Source organism: Hyphomonas johnsonii MHS-2, from assembly GCF_000685275.1.
GTDB lineage: Bacteria > Pseudomonadota > Alphaproteobacteria > Caulobacterales > Hyphomonadaceae > Hyphomonas > Hyphomonas johnsonii.
Map to the genome: position 1 here is coordinate 137,485 of NZ_ARYK01000002.1, position 18,534 is coordinate 156,018.

The 18,534-nt window shown below is 62.8% G+C and carries 14 protein-coding genes; 6 read left to right on the plus strand and 8 right to left on the minus strand.

The features are described 5' to 3' along the window. Positions 1–161 precede the first annotated feature (161 nt). The 3 genes from HJO_RS05615 (at position 162) to HJO_RS05625 (ending at position 3,323) form a co-directional block, all read left to right on the plus strand. A complete protein-coding gene (locus HJO_RS05615; protein ID WP_035614821.1) occupies positions 162–770 on the plus strand; it encodes a hypothetical protein in 609 nt (202 codons plus the stop codon). 211 nt (positions 771–981) lie between these two features. Beyond that, entirely contained in the window at positions 982–1,974 is a 993-nt protein-coding gene (locus HJO_RS05620) for an AAA family ATPase (RefSeq protein WP_035614823.1), read from the plus strand. 5 nt (positions 1,975–1,979) lie between these two features. Continuing rightward, a complete protein-coding gene (locus HJO_RS05625; protein WP_035614825.1) occupies positions 1,980–3,323 on the plus strand; it encodes a VWA domain-containing protein in 1,344 nt (447 codons plus the stop codon). Here the strand turns inward: HJO_RS05625 and HJO_RS05630 are convergent, their stop codons facing one another. Further along, complete coding sequence (locus HJO_RS05630) at positions 3,324–4,607, minus strand: spinster family MFS transporter (RefSeq protein WP_051618312.1); 1,284 nt, start codon at positions 4,605–4,607, stop codon at positions 3,324–3,326. It lies immediately after the preceding gene. Positions 4,608–4,886: 279 nt separating this feature from the next. Between HJO_RS05630 and HJO_RS05635 the strand changes: the two genes are divergently transcribed. Further along, entirely contained in the window at positions 4,887–5,546 is a 660-nt protein-coding gene (locus HJO_RS05635; RefSeq protein ID WP_035614828.1) for a TetR/AcrR family transcriptional regulator, read from the plus strand. A 55-nt stretch (positions 5,547–5,601) separates the two neighbouring features. On the opposite strand, the gene HJO_RS05640 is transcribed toward HJO_RS05635, so the two are convergent. From HJO_RS05640 to HJO_RS05660, 5 genes are all read right to left on the minus strand, one after another. Continuing rightward, entirely contained in the window at positions 5,602–7,953 is a 2,352-nt protein-coding gene (locus tag HJO_RS05640) for a TonB-dependent receptor (protein ID WP_035614830.1), read from the minus strand. A gap of 212 nt (positions 7,954–8,165) precedes the next feature. Beyond that, positions 8,166–9,273 (minus strand): peptide chain release factor 2 gene (gene prfB, locus HJO_RS05645; RefSeq protein ID WP_156945430.1). Its coding sequence is split into 2 segments (ribosomal slippage): positions 8,166–9,203 and positions 9,205–9,273, totalling 1,107 coding nucleotides; the frame shifts between segments, so codons are not numbered across the junction. Positions 9,274–9,358: 85 nt separating this feature from the next. After that, positions 9,359–11,983, minus strand: a complete 2,625-nt coding sequence (locus HJO_RS05650) for a penicillin-binding protein 1A (protein ID WP_084141593.1) — start codon at positions 11,981–11,983, stop codon at positions 9,359–9,361. 106 nt (positions 11,984–12,089) lie between these two features. Next, entirely contained in the window at positions 12,090–14,003 is a 1,914-nt protein-coding gene (locus HJO_RS05655) for a tetratricopeptide repeat protein (RefSeq protein ID WP_035614832.1), read from the minus strand. A gap of 135 nt (positions 14,004–14,138) precedes the next feature. Next, complete coding sequence (locus HJO_RS05660) at positions 14,139–15,821, minus strand: electron transfer flavoprotein-ubiquinone oxidoreductase (RefSeq protein WP_035614834.1); 1,683 nt, start codon at positions 15,819–15,821, stop codon at positions 14,139–14,141. A 149-nt stretch (positions 15,822–15,970) separates the two neighbouring features. On the opposite strand from HJO_RS05660, the gene HJO_RS05665 reads away from it, so the two are divergent. Continuing rightward, on the plus strand, positions 15,971–16,717 hold the full coding sequence (locus HJO_RS05665; protein ID WP_156945454.1) for a uracil-DNA glycosylase: 747 nt from the start codon (positions 15,971–15,973) through the stop codon (positions 16,715–16,717). On the opposite strand, the gene HJO_RS05670 is transcribed toward HJO_RS05665, so the two are convergent. After that, complete coding sequence (locus tag HJO_RS05670; protein WP_035615322.1) at positions 16,718–17,194, minus strand: hemerythrin domain-containing protein; 477 nt, start codon at positions 17,192–17,194, stop codon at positions 16,718–16,720. Between the two features lie 90 nt (positions 17,195–17,284). Between HJO_RS05670 and HJO_RS05675 the strand changes: the two genes are divergently transcribed. Then, positions 17,285–17,968 carry a TIGR04283 family arsenosugar biosynthesis glycosyltransferase gene (locus tag HJO_RS05675; RefSeq protein ID WP_035614838.1) on the plus strand — a complete coding sequence of 228 codons (684 nt, stop codon included), beginning with the start codon at positions 17,285–17,287 and terminating at the stop codon, positions 17,966–17,968. On the opposite strand, the gene HJO_RS05680 is transcribed toward HJO_RS05675, so the two are convergent. Continuing rightward, a complete protein-coding gene (locus HJO_RS05680) occupies positions 17,965–18,501 on the minus strand; it encodes a hypothetical protein (protein ID WP_156945432.1) in 537 nt (178 codons plus the stop codon). The genes HJO_RS05675 and HJO_RS05680 overlap by 4 nt on opposite strands. Positions 18,502–18,534: the final 33 nt, after the last annotated feature.

Below are 18,534 nucleotides of genomic sequence, written 5' to 3' on the forward strand. Positions count from 1 at the left end.
GTATTCCCTCCACATATTCAAGCTTGCGGAAAAGCTTAGCCGAAGTTTCGGCGAATGCCAGCACGGATCCGGCCCGTCCTTGCACGGCAATCCGTCTCACTGCAGTGCCTCTCTCCCCCACCCAATCCAACCCTGGTCCCGCCCGGCCTATACTGGCCGCCATGACAGATCCGTCCGCCTTCCTCATCCAGGGCTTCCAGCAGGCGCAGCGTGCCCTCGCGCACGTGGCCGGGATGACGCAGGCGCATCTCAACCCGGCCACCCTCGCCCGCACCCTCGCGCAGAAGGCGGCGGCGCAACTCGCGCAGCTCGAGGTGATCGTCCGCCGCCTGCTGACCTTGCTGGCCCTGTCGCTGACCCTCGCCCCGGTCAAACCGCGCAGCCCGGCGGCGCCTGGTTCCGGGGATCGGCTCGCAGACCCCGTGTGCCGCAAGGCCGTGCCGGGCTTTGCCTTGACCGGGAAGCTGCTCTCTGGGTTCGGTCCGGACACGTCCGGGCTTTTTCCGTGCACTGTCCGTGCATCCGGCCCGGTGCCGGCCGCGCCGATCCTGGCCCGCCTCGCGGCGTTGCAGCAGGTGCTCGCCGCCCCGGACGCGCATGCAAGGCGTCTCGCCCGCGCGCTCCAGCGCCAGCGGGACCGCGGCGAAGCCCGGCCCGTCGCCCTGCCCATGCCCCGCACCCATCGGATGGTGCCGGAACTCGGCATGATCGCGACTGCCCTGCCGGGCCTCATCCGTACGGCGCTGGAAAGCTGGGACAATTCAAGCTGAATCCGACAGCCTGTCAGACAGGTCCTGCCGGGCGCCGAAGGGTGGTTCCGGTTACGGCTGCAGGCCGATTCCCGGCCAAGGCCGGGACACCAGGCAATGCCGAACAGGACGAACAGCACGCGCCCCCGGCGTTTGCCGCGAAAACGGGTAACAGAGGCTCCCCCAGCGTTATGCCTTGCCAGCCTTTCGCCCGCCCCCTACCCCTTTCAGCATGGCAAAAGACATCCCCACCGGCTACGAGCCGCTGAGTTCCATCGAAGCGGTCACCGAAGGGCTCGCATCGGTCGGCTATATTTCGACCCGCGAAATCTCCACCGCCGTCTTCCTGGCCCACGGCCTGCGCAAGCCGATCCTGATCGAAGGGCCTGCCGGCGTCGGCAAGACCGATCTGGCCCAGTCCCTCGCCGGCTGGCTCGAAGCGCCGATCCTGCGGCTGCAATGCTATGAAGGCCTCGACGAGGGCAAGGCGCTGTATGAATGGAAATACGGCAAGCAGCTGCTCTACACCCAGATTCTCAAGGAGAAACTGAACGAGCTGATCGGCGCTGCCGACAATCTCTCGCAATCCCTCGGCAAGCTGGCCTCTTTCGAAGACCTGTTCTTCTCCGAGCAGTTCCTCGAATCCCGCCCGCTGCTGACCGCCATGCAGCAGCCGTCCGGTTCGGTCCTGCTGATCGACGAGATCGACAAGTCGGACGAGGAATTCGAGGCGTTCCTGCTGGAAGTCCTGTCTGACTACCAGGTCACCGTGCCGGAGATCGGCACGATCCGCGCCCAGGTCCCGCCGCTGGTGATCCTGACTTCCAACAATGTCCGCGAGCTTGGCGATGCCCTGAAACGGCGCTGCCTCCACCTGCATATCGGTTTCCCCGACGCCGCCCGCGAACGCCGCATCGTTCAGGCCCGCGTGCCGGATGTATCGGACGTGTTGCTGAAGCAGCTCGTCAGCTTCGTCCAGGGCGTGCGCGACACCGATATCAAGAAGCGGCCGTCAATCTCGGAAACCGTCGACTGGGCAAGGACACTTCTCCTGATGCACGCAAGCGCCCTCGACGAGGCCTTCGTGCGATCCACGCTCAATGTCCTCCTGAAACACGAGAGCGATATCGCCGCAGTCTCCAAGGAAATCCCCCGCCTGGTGCGCGAGGCGGCCGGGCCGGACAGAAGCGGCCGCACGGCCTCCGGCTATCCCGAACTCGGGTAGCGGAGATGGAGCGCACGCTCACCAACTTCATCCGCGCGCTGCGCTCGTCAGATGTGCGGGTCTCCACAGGTGAAGCGCTCGACGCCACCCGGGCCGTGGCCCTGATCGGCTATCAGGACCGGTCCCTGCTGAAGGATTCCCTCGGCTGCGTCCTCGCCAAGTCCGAGACGGAAAAACAGGTCCACGACCGCCTGTTCGATCTCTACTTCGCCCATTCCGATTCCCAGCGCGGCGGGAGTGAATCCTCGTCCGAAACGGAAAGCACCGATGGCGAAGCCCCGGCCTCGCCCGAAGACCTCATCGCGCTCATGGAATCCGGTGACGACACAGCCATATCCCTCGCCATGGAACGCGCCGCCGAGGCAGCGGGCATCGACAATATCCGCTTCTCCACGCAGGTCGCCTATTTCGCCCAGCAGATGGTCAAGCAGATGGGCGGAGACGGACTCCAGGAACGCCTGCTGGAAGCCCTCCAGGGTCGCGGCGAGGAAAACGAAACACGCGCGCAGGAACTGATCGACATGCGCCGCGACCTGACCATGCGCGCCCGCGACCGGGCCGAGCGCGCCTTCGATGTGTTCGGCGCCGGCGAAACCGACCAGTTCCGCAATGATTTCGCCGCCGAAAAGCGGCTTTCAGCGCTCGACCAGTATGACATGGAGCGCATGAAGATCCTGATCGCCAAGGTCGCCAAGCGCCTCGCGGTCAAACATTCCCGCCGCCGCCGGAAGCGCAATCGCGGCCAACTGGATGTCCGCCGCACAATGCGCGCCAATGCGGGGCTCGATGGGGTGCCGTTCAACGTCATCTGGCGCCAGAAAAAGCGCGACCGACCGAAGATCGTCGCCATTTGCGATGTCTCGGGATCGGTAGCGCGGTATGTGCGCTTCCTCCTGCTTCTCCTTTATTCCCTCGCCGATGTCGTGCCCGACCTTCACGCCTTTGCCTTCTCGAACCGGCTGCGCGCGGTCGACGACATTCTCGACAATAACGAGTTCGAAGCGGCGATGACGAAGATCATCCGCGACCTCGGCATGGGATCAACCGATTACGGCCAGGCCTGGTCCGACCTCAAGGTCGACCATGAGAGCATCATCGACCGTCGCACCACGATCATCGTCCTGGGCGATGGCCGCTCGAACTATGGCGACCCGCGCAACGACCTGTTCCAGCAATTCGCACAGCGGGCCAAGCAGGTTATCTGGCTGAACCCGGAAGCCCGCCCGCTCTGGGGAACGGGCGACAGCGCGATTCCGCGCTACCTGCCTTACTGCACCCAGATGAGCCACGTCGCCACCCTGAAGGACCTGGAACGGGCCGTGGATGAAGTCCTCAGCGCCTATGGCTGATCAGGCCTGCGCCGCGCGGATCGCGTCGGCCCGGTAAGTGCGCGCCGACATCAGCAGGCAGACAATGCTGAGCCCGTTGAACACCAGCATGAATTCCAGCGCATGCCCGAGTGGCACCGCAACGCCCTGCGCGCTGAACATGTCGCTGAGGCTGCCGGCGATCCAGGGCCCGCCTCCGATCCCGACAAGTGTCAGGCAGAACAATGTGAACGCCGAGGCAAACGCGCGCATCCGCAGCTTCACCAGTTCCTGCGCGGCGGTGTAGGCGATGCTCGCATAGATCAGCCCGACAAAGCTCGGCACCACGTTCCACAGATAGGCTTGCCCGACCGTTGGTGCCTGAAGGAACATCCAGGCAAACGGCAGCGCGACGGCTGAACAGATCGCGATCATCCACGGGCGCCAGCGCAGGTCATTCCGGGACAAGCGGTCGCAGACCCGCCCGAGGATGATTGCGCCTGCACCACCAACACCGCCGATCAGCAAGCCGAGCGGAATGGAAACGTCCGCCGGCGTCAGCACGTAGAGACGCTGAAGGTGGCTGGACGTGAACGCAACAAAGGCGTTGGCCGATATGCAGATCGACAGGCATCCGAGCAGCAGCCAGAGAAATGAGGACTGGCTGAGGATGAATTTCAGGGTTTCCAGCACGGGCGGCGCCGGCAGGTCATCTGCGCGGGACTCGGACTGGCCACGAATCGGTTCGCGCACAGTCAGCCGCAGCAACAATGCCAGGATCAGGCCGGGAATACCGGCCACGAAGAAAGCGGCCCGCCAGCCGAAATGCGCATACACGAAAGCGCCCAGGATATAGCCGATCATGATGCCCAGCCCGATGCCGGTCGTGTAGATGCCGAGCGCAAAGGCGCGCTGCTGCGGCGGATAGAGATCCGCGATCATGCTGGTCGCCGGCGGCGTGCCCCCGGCTTCGCCAACCCCCACACCCATACGGGCAAGCAGCAGGTGCCAGAAATTGCCAGCCAGTCCGGAAATCGCCGTCATGCCCGACCAGATCGTCAGCGCCAGCACGATAATGTTCCGCCGGTTCCCCCGGTCCGCCCACATCGCGACAGGTATGCCGAGCGTGGCATAGAAGGCCGCGAAGGCCAGGCCCGTCAGGAGGCCAAGCTGGCTGTCCAGCAGGCCGAGATCGGCCTTGATCGGTTCGAGGAGCGTTACGAGGATCTGCCGGTCGACATGATTGAACGTGTAGACGAGCGTCAAGACTGCCAGAACCCATGACCGGTTGATGGGCCGCGCCGGCGAGCTGGTCGAATGGGTCACGCGCGGACCTCCGGAGAAAACGCGCCTGCCGGCATCGCGCCAACCAGACCAGGTTCGCCGTGCAAGCGGGTTTCGGCGGCAGGGCTCGGGTGGCTCGGTCGCGACCTGCCAGCAGCATTTTGCGGAAGAATTTTCCAGGCGATCATCTTTTTCTCCGCGACTTTTTCATCATTTGTTGAAACAGTAGCGAAACCCTGCGATCGGGCAAGCAGTTGTTGCGACCTGCCCTGATTTCGTTACCATTGTTGGCAAAGAGAATGGGTGAGGAGACAAACGGCAATGGCAGACGGTGTTACAGTTGGTGGGCGACGAACGGCGATTCTGGACGCCGCCGAGAAGCTTTTTTCGGAGCACGGATTTGACGGTGTCACGCTGCGCGCGATTGCCAAGGAAGCGGGCGTCGATGTGGCGCTGGCAAACTATTATTTCGGCCGCAAGACCGCGGTGTTCGAAGAGACCTTCATGCGGCGCGCCGAGATCCTGAACGCCTGGCGCCTCGAAGCCCTGAAGCAGGCCACCGATGCCGCAGCGCCCGGACCCGCAAGCATTTACGAGATCATCGATGCCTATCTGCGCCCCTTGATGACGGGCGATCACCTGACCGACCCGCGCTGGCGCCATTACTACGCCCTGGTTGCCTATGTGAACAACTCGACGGAATGGGGCGGCAAGCTGATGTCGCAATATTTCAACCCGGCGATCGACAAGTTCATCGACGCCCTGCGCGCGGTGCGTCCGGACGCGAGCGAGCACGCGATCTATTGGGGATATCATTGCCTGTCCGGCGCGCTCACCCTGGCCTTCGCGCAAACCGGCCGTCTTGACGAATTGTCCGGTGGCAAGGTCCGGTCGACTGACCTGGAAGGCGGCTATCCGGAACTGGTGGACTTCATCACGGCAGGCTTCGAACGCATTCTCGCGCCCCGGGCAAAAAAATAGGGCGGCGCCGGTTTTCCAGCGCCGCCCCGAAAGATAATCCGAAGAGCCGGACTTCCTAGTACTTGTAGTCAATCCCGAAAGTGACCGTACGCGGATCGCCGTAGAAGGCCGTCAGCGTGCCCTCAAGGCCGAGCGTCGGTGTGAACGTGCCGTTCGGGTTGATCGTGACGAAGTTATAGCCCGCCACGATGTAGCGTTCGTCGGTCAGGTTCTTGCCGTTCAGGCTGAAGCCCCAGCGACCGCCTTCGGTTTCCCAGCGCAGGCCGGCATCAATCACCGTGTAGGCTTCCTGGTCGAGGTACGGGTTGGGTGCTTCGAACTGGCTGGAGTCACCGCGGTAAGAGACAAGCGTGTTTACCAGGAGGCGACCATTATTGTCGAGGATCGTCAGTGGCGTGTCATAGGACAGGCGGCCACTTGCGGTCCAGTCAGGCGTGTTCTGGATGACGCGCTGGTTCGCCACATCATTGCCGAAGGCATCGATGTATTCGTCATATTGCGCGTCGACATAGCCGACCGACCAACCGAGGTTGAAGAGATCGGATTCGTTGAACACCTGCTCGGCGAGCGTCGCGTTGCCTTCGAATTCGACACCCCAGATGGTTGCTGCGCCGGCATTGGTCGTCACGCCCGTGAACGTGTCGTTGACGCCATCATTGTCTGTATCAATACCAACAGAGCCCGGCACCTGGACGTCTTTGTAGTCAGAGTAGAATGCCGCAATGCTGTAGGAAAGATCGCCGCCATACTGGCTGCCCTTGTAGCCGATCTCGTAGCTGTCGACTTCTTCCGGGTCGAACTGCATGAAGTCAAAGATCTCGTCTTCAGACACGGTGCCGTTGAGGTCGAGGTCCGGTGCCGCCGTCGTCTGGCCACGTGGGTCGAATGACCCGCCTTTGAAGCCCTGCGAGTAGGTTGCATAGACGTTGCTGGAATCCGTCGGCTTGTAGCTGAGCGACACGCGTGGGCTGAAATCATCAAACGTGGCTGAGCCGTTGAAATCCGACGTTGTCGCGATAAGCGTCGGGTTGCCGCCGAAATATTCGGAGAAACCGAAGATGTAGGTGCGGCGCAGGACTTGCGACGTACGCTCGTCTTCAGTGTAACGCGCGCCGACAGCGATGCTGAACTTGTCGGTCAGGTCGTAGGTGAAGTCGCCGAAGATCGACCAGGTCTTGGTGCCGACATCGCCGAACGTCTGCGCGTTCAGGCCTGGCAGCAAGAGCAGGTCGCCCGTCGTGGCAAGGAGAACGTCGAACACGGTCGAGGCATTGGCGTCGAGATAGTAGGCGCCAACGATGCCGTTCAGGCGGTCGCCGGAATACAGGATCTGGAATTCTTCCGAGAACTGGTCGTTGGCATAGTTCGCCGGAACGTCGAGATCGGCTTCCGGAAGGCTGTCGAAGTCGATCGGCGAGGTGCTGTCGTCTTCGCGGTAGGCGAGGATGTTCTTCAGCGTGATCGTGTCGGAAACGGTATATTCGGCCGTGATCGACCCACCCCAGGCTTCCGATTCCTGGCCAACGACATTCAGGCCGGCGCGTGTATCATACTCGTCTTCGAGGACCGGGTAGGTGAACGGCGCGAACTGGTCAGGGATCAGGCGATGGCCCTGCCGCGCATTCGATTCGTCGCGGGTGAAGTCGCCAGCAAAGCGCAGCTGGAAGTCAGGCGTGACGTCCCACTCAGCCGACAGGCGGGCCGAGCCGACGTCCTTGTTGTAGTTGTCCTGGCCGGTGATGATGTTTTCGCCGTAACCTTCGCGATACAGAGCAGCGACTGCGGCGCCAACGCGGAACGTGTCCGTCAGTGGCATGCTGCCCGACACGACGACCTCACGTTGACCATAAGTGCCAAGTGCGGCGCGGGCGTTCAGGGTCGGCACGTCGGCGAGCGAGCGCGTGACATATTTCACCGCGCCGCCGATCGTGTTGCGTCCGTAGAGCGTGCCTTGCGGGCCGCGCAGGACTTCGATGCGCTCGACATCAAAGACGTCGAGAACAGCAGACTGGGGACGGTTGAGGTATACATCATCGACATAGATGCCGACACCAGCTTCGAAGCCGGCAACCGGATCCTGCTGGCCGACGCCGCGGATGAAGGCGGTCAGCGTCGAGTTGGTGCCACGCGACACTTCGAGCGTCACGTTCGGCGCAATCTTCGCCACTTCGGTAATGTCGGACACGCCGAGTTCTGCAAGCAGGTTCCCGTCGAACGCCGAAACCGACAGAGGGACGTCGATCAGGTTCTGTTCACGGCGCTGCGCCGTCACCACGACCGGCCCGAACCGGCGTTCCGCGTTGGCCTCGGTCGGCGCGTCCGCGTCTTGAGCGAACACAGGCATCATGGACGTCAGAGCTGTCGCCGCGAGCGCCGCATAGGCTATTCGATTGTAGGATCTGGTCATTCTCTTCTCCCTGGGATTTTCTTGTGAGTAATTTCAACACTTGTTGAAACATGATCAGATTTCGGGAAAGTGTCAATCGAGACATTCTTCAGGGTGAGAGATTGATCCCCTGCTGTGGTAATTCTGCCCAGCCCGGCAAAAGGCTGTATCTGGTGGGATTTTTGGGGATTCCGGCAGAGCGCAGTGCCTAGCCGCCATATGGGGACGCGCGCCTAGGCCTGCGTCCCCTGCTCCACTGCGGCGGCCAGCGCCGCGCTCAGGAACCGGTCAATGTCGCCATCCAGCACGCCCTGCGTGTCGGACGTCTCGACCTCCGTTCGCAGGTCCTTGACCATCTGGTAGGGCTGCAGGACGTAGGAGCGGATCTGGTGGCCAAAGCCGATCGCGCTCTTGGCCGCATTGGCATCAGACGCCGCGTCCCGGCGCTTCTGCAGTTCCTGCTCGTACAATTTCGAGCGCAGCATGCGCCAGGCCTGGTCACGGTTCTGGTGCTGGGACCGCGATACCTGGCACGACACGACGATGCCGCTGGGCGCGTGGGTCAAGCGCACGGCACTGTCAGTCTTGTTGATGTGCTGGCCGCCGGCGCCGGACGCGCGATAGGTGTCGGTGCGCACATCGGACGGATTGATCTCGATCTCGATCGTGTCATCGATCACCGGCGAGACACTGACAGACGCAAAGCTCGTATGGCGCCGCGCCGAACTGTCGAACGGCGAAATCCGAACAAGGCGGTGAACCCCCTGCTCCGACTTCAGCCAGCCATAGGCATTCTCGCCCTTGATCTGGATCGTTGCCGACTTGATGCCGGCTTCCTCGCCCTCGCGCTCGTCGAGTTCTTCCACCTGCATGCCGTGGGCATCGGCCCATCGCATGTACATGCGGCGCAGAATGTTCGCCCAGTCCTGGCTCTCCGTTCCGCCTTCGCCGGCGTTGATCTGAAGGAAGGCGTCATTGCCGTCGACTTCGCCTGACAACAACGCTGCCAGTTCGGCCTTGTCGGCACGGGCTGCGGCCTTTGCCAGCGCACGTTCGATGTCGCCGACCATCGAGGCGTCGCCATCGGCGAGTTCGAGGAGTTCCTCGGCATCGCTGGCTTCCCGCTGCAGCGCGTTGACAGTCGCAATACCGTCCGCAAGGCGCTGGCGTTCGCGCATCATGGCCTGCGCGGCTTGTGGATCGTCCCAGAAGTCGGGGCGCTCCGACAGGCTGGTCAGTTCATCAAGGCGCTTGGTCGCTGTATCCCAGTCAAAGACGCCTCCGGAGCAATTCGGATGACTGGCGGATCTGATCGATCATGGATTTGATTTCAGCGGACATGGGGTCAGGCCTTGTTGGGCAGATTTGTTGAATTGGCGATGCCCGGCCGGAATAGCCGAGCCGAGCCATTCGGTCAAAAGCGGGTTCAGTAAATGTCGTCGAGATTGTCGTCGGCCGTTGTTTCCGGCGGTGTCGACGTCTTGCCGTCTTCCGGAACCGGCTGCTCACCCGTACGCGGGTCAAAGGTGCCGTAGTTCGACGAACTCGACGTGCCGCACGCACCGGAGATAGACAGGCAATCGTCCGAGCTGTTGAAGGCGGCCATGCCCGGTTCGGTTCCCGGCCGGAAGGCCTCGTCGATGATCACCGACGTATTCGGTCCGGGCAATTCGCCGGTGCGGGCATCCACTTTCACCAGGCGGACACCGGGAGGAATCCGGAACGGAATGCCGGGCGTGCCTTCCAGTGCCTTTTCCATGAAGTCGGTAAAGATTGGCGCAGCGACCGAGCCGCCCGCCTCGCCTTCGCCGAGTGACCGGTTGTCATCAAACCCGACGCGCACGCCGACCACCAGGTCTGGCGAGAAGCCCAGGAACACGGCATCGCGGTAGTCATCCGTCGTACCTGTCTTGCCGGCAAGCGGCTTGCCAACGCGAAGGGCCCTGCGACCCGTGCCGCGCTCGACAACGCCTTCAAGCATGTGGGTGATCTGGTACGCGATGATCGGGTCGAGAACCTGTTCACGGTCGTCCGGCAATTCCGGCGGCGGCTGGCCGTTCCACTCTTCAGCCTGACACCCCTCGCACGGGCGTTCATCGTGCCGGAACAGGGTGCGTCCGTGGCGGTCCTGAACCCTGTCGAGCAGGGTTGGCGTGACCTTCTTGCCGCCGTTCACGAATGTTGCGTATCCGCGCGCCAGGTCGATGAGATAGGCGTCTCCAGCCCCCAGCGACATCGCCGCGTAGGGCGGAAGTTTGTCATAGACGCCGGCGCGCTCGGCAAACGCGGACACCGCCTCCATGCCGATATCCTGCGCGACACGCGCCGTCACCTGGTTCAGCGACTTCTCGAGCGCAATGCGCAAGGTCACCATGCCGTAGGAGCGGCCTTCGGTATAGTTGGCAGGGCGCCAGTAGTCGCCGGTTGAGACATCAAACGAGACGAAGGGCGCGTCGAGCATCCGCGTCGCTGGCGTATAGCCTTTTTCCAGCGCGGCAGCGTAGACGAACGGCTTGAAACTGGAGCCGGGCTGGCGCTTTGACTGGGTGACCCGGTTGTAGCTCGATTTGAAGAAGGAATAGCCGCCCTGCATGGCCAGGATGCGACCCGTATGCGGATCAAGCGCGACCAGGGAGCCGTCAACATCAGGCACCTGCCGCAGGGTTGCATTGCCGACCGGAACCAGCATGGATTGCGCGGCGGGCCGGGCGATCGGGTTGCCTTCTTCGTCGAGTTCAGGCTCGTCCGGTGGCGGTGCGCCGGTCTCGGCTGCGTTGAGCAACCTGCGCTCAAGTTCTGCCAGGACAACGTCGCCGACCTGAAGGCCCGGCTTGCCGTCTTTCGGCTTGTAGGTCTTTGCCCATTCCAGTTCTTCAGCCGGCAGCCTGATCTTGGCGCCATCCGTGAGCAGGAGTTCGGCACCCTTGCTGCCAATCGAGGTGACGAGACCAGCCTCCCATGTGCCATAGCCACCCGGCAGGGTGACAGCGTTCAGGGCTTCTAGCGCGCCATTCCCCGTATCGAGTTTCGTGACGGGCCCTCTGTAGCCATGGCGCCGGTCATAGGCGACGAGGCCGTCCTGGACCGCCTGCTGGGCGGCGAGCTGCATGCGGGTGTCGATCGTCGAGCGGATCGACAGGCCGCCCTGCTCAAGCGTCTCTTCGCCATAGGTCTTGATCAGGTCCCGGCGCAGTTCCTGGACGAAATAGGTCGCCGCGGCATATTCCGGGCCGCGCAGGCGTTTCGTGGTCGCCAACGGCATGGCTTTCGCGGTGTCCGCTTCTTCCTTGGTGATATACCCGTCCTCGACCATCCGGCCGAGCACGTAGTTCCGGCGGTTGATGAGCCTGTCGGGGTTCGTGTACGGGTTCACTTCGGATGGCGCCTTGGCCAGCGACGCCAGGATTGCCGCCTCCGACAGGTTGAGCTCCGGCAGGGACTTGTTGAAATAGTTGAGCGCCGCGGAACCGACGCCATAGGCGCGCCCGCCGAGATAGATTTCATTGAGATAGAGCTCGAGGATCTCACCCTTGGTGAACTCTTTCTCCATGCGCTGGGCAACGATCGCTTCCTTGGCCTTGCGCTTCAAGTTCTGGTCGCGCGTCAGCAGCATGTTCTTGGCGACCTGCTGGGTGATCGTGGACCCGCCCTGCATGCCACCACTGCCCGTCAGCTTGTTCTTGGCCGTATTCAGCGCGCCGCGCGTGATGCCGACATAGTCGAGCCCGTCATGGGTGAAGAAATTCTTGTCCTCGGCGGCCACGAAGGCGTCGATGACGTGCTTGGGAATTGACTCATAGGGCACGAACACCCGGTGCTGGTCCGCGAATTCCGCAATCAGCGTCCCGTCGCCAGCGTGGACACGCGAGGTGATCGGCGGCTCGTACTGCTTCAGCTTGGCAATTGACGGCACCTGCCGGCCAAGCGCCGCGAAATACATCCACAGCGCGATGAACCCGATGATCGCCAGGACAGTGCCGGCGATGAAAAGGCGCCGCGTCCAAGGCCATACCCAGGCTGGAATGCGGGGTTTCTCGTAGGCATCAGCCATTTGCTTGTCCTGTCACTCGGCCAGTCCAACCTGGCATCCGGCGCCGGAATCGCACCTGTTTCCGGCGATAGTAAGGCGCGTCGGCGGCCCTTGAAAGGGGCCAGTGTCAGATGTCCTGCCGGCCAACTTCGCCATCCGTCAGGGAAACATCCGGCAGCGGCCGCTTCTCGGGTGGTGGCCCTTCAAGGCCGTCGGCCAGCTTGGCCTCCAGCTTGCGGCGGTCGATCGCCGGTGGACGGTTGTCCAGCGCGAACTGCCACGCCTCCCGGGCTTCGTCCTTGCGGTCGAGATGCCAGTAGATATCGCCAAGGTGGTTTTCGATTTCCCAGTGGCGGTGAGGCGCCAGTTCGCGGCGAGACGCTTCGATCTGCCGGCGTGCGCCGTTAAGGTCGCCCAACTGGTACAGCGCCCAGCCGAACGAGTCCGCGATATAGGGATCGCGCTCGGCCAGGGCCCGCGCCCGCGCCAGGATCCTGTAGCCTTCCTCGTGCTTGTCGGTATAGATGACGAGAAAATAGCCAAGTGAATTCAGGGTATAAGGATCGTTTGGCCGGGCAAGCTGCTCGGTCCGGAGGATCACGAGCCCTTCATTGATCTTCCCTGCCCTGCCAAGGGCGTCGGCAAGCGCCAGGCGCCTGTCATGCGTATCGTCCAGGCTCCGCGCCTCGGCCGCATTCTCTGCTGCCTCCCCGACATTCCCGAACTGGCTGTAGATTTGGGCTGCAAGGCCATGTGCGGCGGCCTGTTCAGCCGGGTTGTCGGCAATTGCGAGCAGTTCCTCGACGAGGTCGGTCGCGGCTGCCTCATCATCAAGGAGCGTCCGCAACTGCAGCGCGCCATACAGGGTCTGCAGCTTGTTGTCGGTGTCGGCGAGCGCGAGCGCCCGGTCGATCGCGCTGCGAGCTGCGTCTTCCTGACCGGCCATGATCAAGGCCTGCCCGCCGGCTATTTCCAGTGATGCCGTCGGTTTCGGTCCGGACAGCGCGACATGCGCAGCAGCAGCGTAGAGGGCATTTTCGTAGAAATCGTCGGCGATCGAAGTCCGCAGGCCTTCGTCCTCGGGATTGATCAGCAAGGCGACCTGGTCGAGCGCAGACCGCTGGTCATCAAACCCGTCAGGCCGCCCGCCCATCATGATCTTGCGGATGATGCGTTGCTCCTGCATCGCCCGCGACACGTCTGCCAGCGACTGGGTAAAGGCCGACCGAACATTGAGCGCCTTGTTGTTCAGGTTCTTGCCCGTCTCGAGACTGTCGAGCGCGGCGGCATAGCTGATCACTTCCTCCGGTTCCGCATCGGCAAGCCGCTGATAGGTCGCCTTGGCCTCCTCGATGCGGCCCAGGCGCTGCAACAGCAGGGCATGACGCGAGATCACCGTCTTGACGTGGGAATACAGCAAGGCCTTGGGATCGAACTCGTGTTCAGGCGCCTCGATATTGGTCGGCGTCATGGCTTCATAGACCGCGAGCGCCTGTTCCGGGCGGCCCAGCGCTTCCAGCATCGCCGCAAGCGACAGGTCTCCCGTCAAACCCGGCATGTCGCCGGCGGCAGTGCGATGCCGTTCGATCGCTTCGTCCGGCTGACCGTCGAGCGCCAGGAGCCATGAATCGAGATAGGCGTAGAGGCTGGACTGGCTGCTTTCGGCATCCCCGTCATCATTGATGTCCAGGATCATCCGGGCGCCAGCCGTATCACCGGCTGCGGCCCGGTCGAGCGCCAGGAAGGCATTGAAAAACGGGTTGGAGTTGCGGTCTTCGGTATCGAGTTCCTGCGTCATCGTCAGGAACGCGGCCATGTCGCCGGCCTTTACGGCGTCGATCGGTGCCGGATAGGCGCCGACGCCGACCGGCTGGCCATCGGCCCCCAGGACGGCGGTTGACCGGGCTGCCGGCGACAGCACCGCCCCATCAAGGGACGATTGCGTGCGGTCCACGATCGTTGCGGGCGCGGTAGATGTGCATCCGCTGAGCAAGACCGCGAGCACGGCGGCAGAGGCGGCAAGGGCAGATTTGAAGCGCATGGGTTTTGGGGCTCTCCGGTCCATCGTTTCGCCGGAGTGAAGCAGCCCCTTGCGGCAGGAGCAAGGCCGCCAGATGCAGAAAGCGCGGACAGGTTGCCCCTGCCCGCGCCGTCTGCAGCCACTGCAGTGCCTGCCTTACATATTGGTATATGCCGGGCCGCCGCCGCCTTCCGGCACAGTCCAGTTGATGTTCTGGTTCGGATCCTTGATATCGCACGTCTTGCAGTGAATGCAGTTCTGCGCGTTGATCTGGAACTTCAACTGGTCGCCTTCCGTGATCCATTCGTAGACGCCAGCCGGGCAATACCGTGCCGACGGGCCGTCAAAGACATCGTGTTCCGAGGATTTCTGAAGCGCCATATCCAGGACCTTGAGGTGCACCGGCTGGTCTTCACCGTGGAAAGTGTTGGTGAATGAAACGTTTGTAAGCTTGTCGAAGCTGAGCTTGCCGTCCGGCTTGGGGTAGGCAATCGGCTTGAAGTTCTTGGCCGGTTGCAGGGACGCCGCATCGGTCTTGCCGTGCTTCAATGTCGGCAGGAAGCTGAAGCCGACGAGCGAACGCATCCACATGTCGGGCACGCCGATCATGGCGCCGATCATGGTGCCGAAGCGCGACATCAGGGGCTTCATGTTGCGCACGGTTGCCAGGTCCTTCTGCACCCAGCTCGCGTGCATGGCGGTGTCGTATTCGGTCATTTCGTCGCCCGAGCGCCCGGCCCTGATGGCTTCGAACGCGGCTTCCGCGCCCAGCATGCCCGTCTTCATGGCATTATGGGTGCCCTTGATGCGCGGCAGGTTCACGAACCCGGCGCAGCAGCCGATCAAGGCCCCGCCCGGGAAGCTGAGTTTCGGGATGGACTGCAGGCCGCCAGACGTGATCGCCCGCGCGCCATAGGCGACGCGCTTGCCGCCTTCGAGATATCGCTTGATATCGGGGTGGTGCTTGTAGCGCTGGAATTCCTCGTAGGGTGCCAGGTACGGGTTCTTGTAGTTCAGGTGAACAACATAGCCGACTGACACGAACGGTTCGCCATTGTCGCGGAAATGGTAGAGAAAGCCGCCACCATTGCCGTGCTTGTCGTTGACCGGCCAGCCGAACGAGTGCTGCACCAGGCCTTCGACGAAAATTTCCTCGGGCACGGACCAGACTTCTTTCAGGCCGATGCCGAACTTCTGCGGGTCGCAATCTGCCTCCAGGTCAAACCGCTTCATCACCTGCTTGGTCAGCGATCCCCGCGCACCTTCCGCGAACAGGACATATTTTCCGATCAGCTCCATGCCGGGTTCATAGTCCGGCTTCTTCTCGCCATCCGCGCCAATCCCCATGACGCCGGCGACGACGCCGCGCACTTCGCCCTTCTCGCCATAAACGACGTCCGACGCGGCAAAGCCCGGATAGATTTCCACGCCAAGCGCCTCGGCTTCACGGCCGAGCCAGCGGCAGACATTCGCCAGCGAACCGGTATAGCAGCCATGATTGCTCATCAGCGGTGGAAACGGCAGCCAGCCAAGCTCGGCAGACCCGCTTTCGCCGAGCAGCTTGTAACGGTCGACCTTGACCTCGGTCTTCAGGGGGCAATCGCTGTTCGACTTCCAGTCCGGCAGCAGCTCGTTCAGCGCCTTGGGATCGAGCACGATGCCCGACAGGATGTGCGCACCGATCTCGCCGCCTTTTTCCAGCACGACGACAGACAGGTCTTCACCGGCCGCGTTGGCCGCCTGCTTGAACCGGATCGCGGCTGACAAGCCAGCGGGGCCGCCGCCGACAATGACCAGGTCATATTCCATCGACTCGCGCTGCGGGGCGTCATCAGCCATTGGTAACTCCTCATTCTGGCGTGTAGGATACCGCCGTACGTTTCAAACATTAAGCAAATACAGCCTGTTTCAGGAAGGTCCAGAGCGTCTCAATGCCCGCCCCCACGTCAAGCCAAGCCCTTCAGGCCCTGACAGAGTGGTGGCAGGATATGGGTGTGGAAGTCGATTCAGCCCGTGTCGACGCGGTGATGCGGGCGGAAGCCGCGTCCCGCAAGGCGCCGGACAATCGAAGCGACCCTGCCAAATCGACGCCCCGGCCCCCTCAACGGCGCGGACGGGCTCCAGTCGACTGGACCGAAGAAGCCAGGAAAGCCGCAGCCGCCAGCGAATCGCTTGAGGCACTCAAGACGGCCATCGAGGCGTTCGAAGGCTGCCCGCTGAAAGCCTCATGCGAACACTCTGTCGTTTTCGACGGCGTTCAGGGCGCCGACCTGATGGTCATCGGCGAAGGCCCGGGCGCCGAAGAGGACCGGCGCGGCCTGCCCTTTGTCGGCAAGGCCGGGCAGCTTCTGGACCGCATGCTCGCCGCGATCAATCGCTCGCGCACCGAGAACACCTTCATCACCAATGTGAACTACTGGCGTACGCCGAGTAACCGGAACCCGGACGCTGAAGAGCTCGATGTCTGCCGGCCGTTTGTCGAACGCATGATCGTTCTCGGAAAGCCAAAGCTCATCATCGCCGCGGGCGGTGTCCCCGCCAAGGCATTGCTCGGCACAAGTGCGGGAATCATGAAACTGCGCGGTACCGAACATGTTTTCGAAGCGCAGGACGGAACCAGCATCCCGCTGATCCCGATCCTTCACCCGGCCTACCTGCTGCGCCGCCCCCAGGACAAAAGCAGGGCGTGGCGTGACTTGCTGCTGGTGGAGCAGCGGCTGAACGAACTCGGCTGACTATTCCTCCAGTTCGGCTTCGGCCTTGGCGTCAACCAGACTGCGTTCCTTTTTCTTGCGCGTGTCGAACGTCGCGGCGATCTCGCCCGACGAATCCGCCCCCAGAACCTTGCGCGCCGTTTCGAAAATCTCGTTCTCTTCTTCGTCGATATGGTGCTCGTAGCGGTCGCGCATCGTCTTGAACCGAGCCAGCCAGCCCGGCGAACTGAAGTCCATGCCTTCGATGTCCTGGATCATCTCGTCGACTTCGTGGTGCTCCGAAACCGAGTGGCGGGCCTTGGGCTGGCCCTTGGAGTTCTCCATCAGGGGCGCGTAGAAAGCCTCTTCCTCGGCCGCCGCGTGCGCACCGATATCGTAATAGAATGTCGTCCAGAGCTCCCGCCGCATATCGCTGTCGCCGGACGTTTCAGCGAGGCGGGCGAGCAGGTCGCGCTGGCGGTCATGGTCGGATTTCAGGCGGTCGTAGATCGTGGTCATGTGCATCTTCCTTGTTCATTGAGCCTGAATCCGGAACGCGGATGCCCGGCGGGAGTTCCTGAGACCACACGCGCCTGCTAGGAAATTTTCATGCCTGCCCCCCTGTCGATCATCATTCCCACATTGAACGCCGCGCACGAGCTGCCGCTCTGCCTCGAAAGCCTGATGCCGGGCCTCGAATCCGGCCTGATCCGCGAGGTCGTCGTGTCCGACGGCTATTCGGACGACAGGACAGGCGAGATTGCCGAGGCGGCGGGCGCGACTGTCATCACTGCCGCCAAGGGCCGGGGCCGCCAGCTGATTGCCGGTGCCGAAGCCGCACGCGGCGACTGGTTGCTGTTCCTGCATGCCGACACCGCACTGTCGCGGGAATGGGCCGAGCGGGTCGCAGACCACATCCGCGACCGCCCCGGCAAGGCCGGCGTGTTCCGCCTGAAATACCGCTCGGACGCCAAAGGTGCCCGGTGGCTCGAAAGCCGTGCCAACCGCCGCGCGCAATGGCTCGGCCTGCCCTATGGCGACCAGGGGCTGCTGATGTCACGCACGTTATATGATGAGGTCGGCGGCTTTGCTGACGTGCGCCTCATGGAAGACGTGATGATCGTCCGCGCCATCGGGAAGCAGCGCCTTGCATTCCTCGACGCTGACGCGCGCACATCCGCCGCCAAGTATGAGCGCGACGGCTGGCGCAAGCGAGCCTGGAAGAATGGCTGGATTCTCGCCCGCTTCCTGCTCGGCACGAGTCCGGAAAAGCTGGCCAAGGACTATACCTAGTTGTCTTGCCAGAATTCCGCCGTTTCAAAATCGTCACCATGTTGCGCAACGAGATAGGCCTTGAAGGCGTCCAGATCCGTCACGCGGCACGCGTATTTGTCGACCCGCACCAAAGCGTACTGCTCCAGCGTCTCGTCGGACGCCTCGGCGCAATCCGGCATGGCGAATTCATAGGTGGGAATGTCGCCGCCGGCGGTCATCCGCACGTGCGCGACAAGGTAGTTGTAGGTGACGTCCGGCTCGTCCAGGTTTTCGGCTTCTGCGAGGTAGACCGGATTGGGTCCGTCCGCCACGAGACGCTGGAAACGCACATTCATCGGCTTTTCATCGTCCTCGCCCTCGGGTGGCGATATCTCGTACACGCCATCCGCGTCCGCCTGCACGGTCCGGCAATCGTCCTCGAGACACAAGATGACGCTGGCGTGAGGCAATGTGACTTGCGCGCTGGGCGGGATCAGCGGCACTTCGCTGTAGAAGCAGGCTGTCAGGGACACCAAGCCCAGCACAGCGGCGACAAGTCGATGCGGTCTCATGATATGCCTCTCCCGTGTTTGATCAGCAGCTTT

Excerpts from the sequence above, each read along its gene's own strand:
- HJO_RS05640 (WP_035614830.1), bottom strand. The coding sequence starts at position 7,953 with ATGACCAGATCCTACAATCGAATAGCCTATGCGGCGCTCGCGGCGACA.
- HJO_RS05670 (WP_035615322.1), bottom strand. The coding sequence starts at position 17,194 with ATGACCACGATCTACGACCGCCTGAAATCCGACCATGACCGCCAGCGC.
- HJO_RS05635 (WP_035614828.1), top strand. The coding sequence starts at position 4,887 with ATGGCAGACGGTGTTACAGTTGGTGGGCGACGAACGGCGATTCTGGAC.
- HJO_RS05655 (WP_035614832.1), bottom strand. The coding sequence starts at position 14,003 with ATGCGCTTCAAATCTGCCCTTGCCGCCTCTGCCGCCGTGCTCGCGGTC.
- HJO_RS05675 (WP_035614838.1), top strand. The coding sequence starts at position 17,285 with ATGCCTGCCCCCCTGTCGATCATCATTCCCACATTGAACGCCGCGCAC.
- HJO_RS05625 (WP_035614825.1), top strand. The coding sequence starts at position 1,980 with ATGGAGCGCACGCTCACCAACTTCATCCGCGCGCTGCGCTCGTCAGAT.
- HJO_RS05660 (WP_035614834.1), bottom strand. The coding sequence starts at position 15,821 with ATGGCTGATGACGCCCCGCAGCGCGAGTCGATGGAATATGACCTGGTC.
- HJO_RS05650 (WP_084141593.1), bottom strand. The coding sequence starts at position 11,983 with ATGGCTGATGCCTACGAGAAACCCCGCATTCCAGCCTGGGTATGGCCT.
- HJO_RS05615 (WP_035614821.1), top strand. The coding sequence starts at position 162 with ATGACAGATCCGTCCGCCTTCCTCATCCAGGGCTTCCAGCAGGCGCAG.
- HJO_RS05680 (WP_156945432.1), bottom strand. The coding sequence starts at position 18,501 with ATGAGACCGCATCGACTTGTCGCCGCTGTGCTGGGCTTGGTGTCCCTG.
- HJO_RS05665 (WP_156945454.1), top strand. The coding sequence starts at position 15,971 with ATGGGTGTGGAAGTCGATTCAGCCCGTGTCGACGCGGTGATGCGGGCG.
- HJO_RS05620 (WP_035614823.1), top strand. The coding sequence starts at position 982 with ATGGCAAAAGACATCCCCACCGGCTACGAGCCGCTGAGTTCCATCGAA.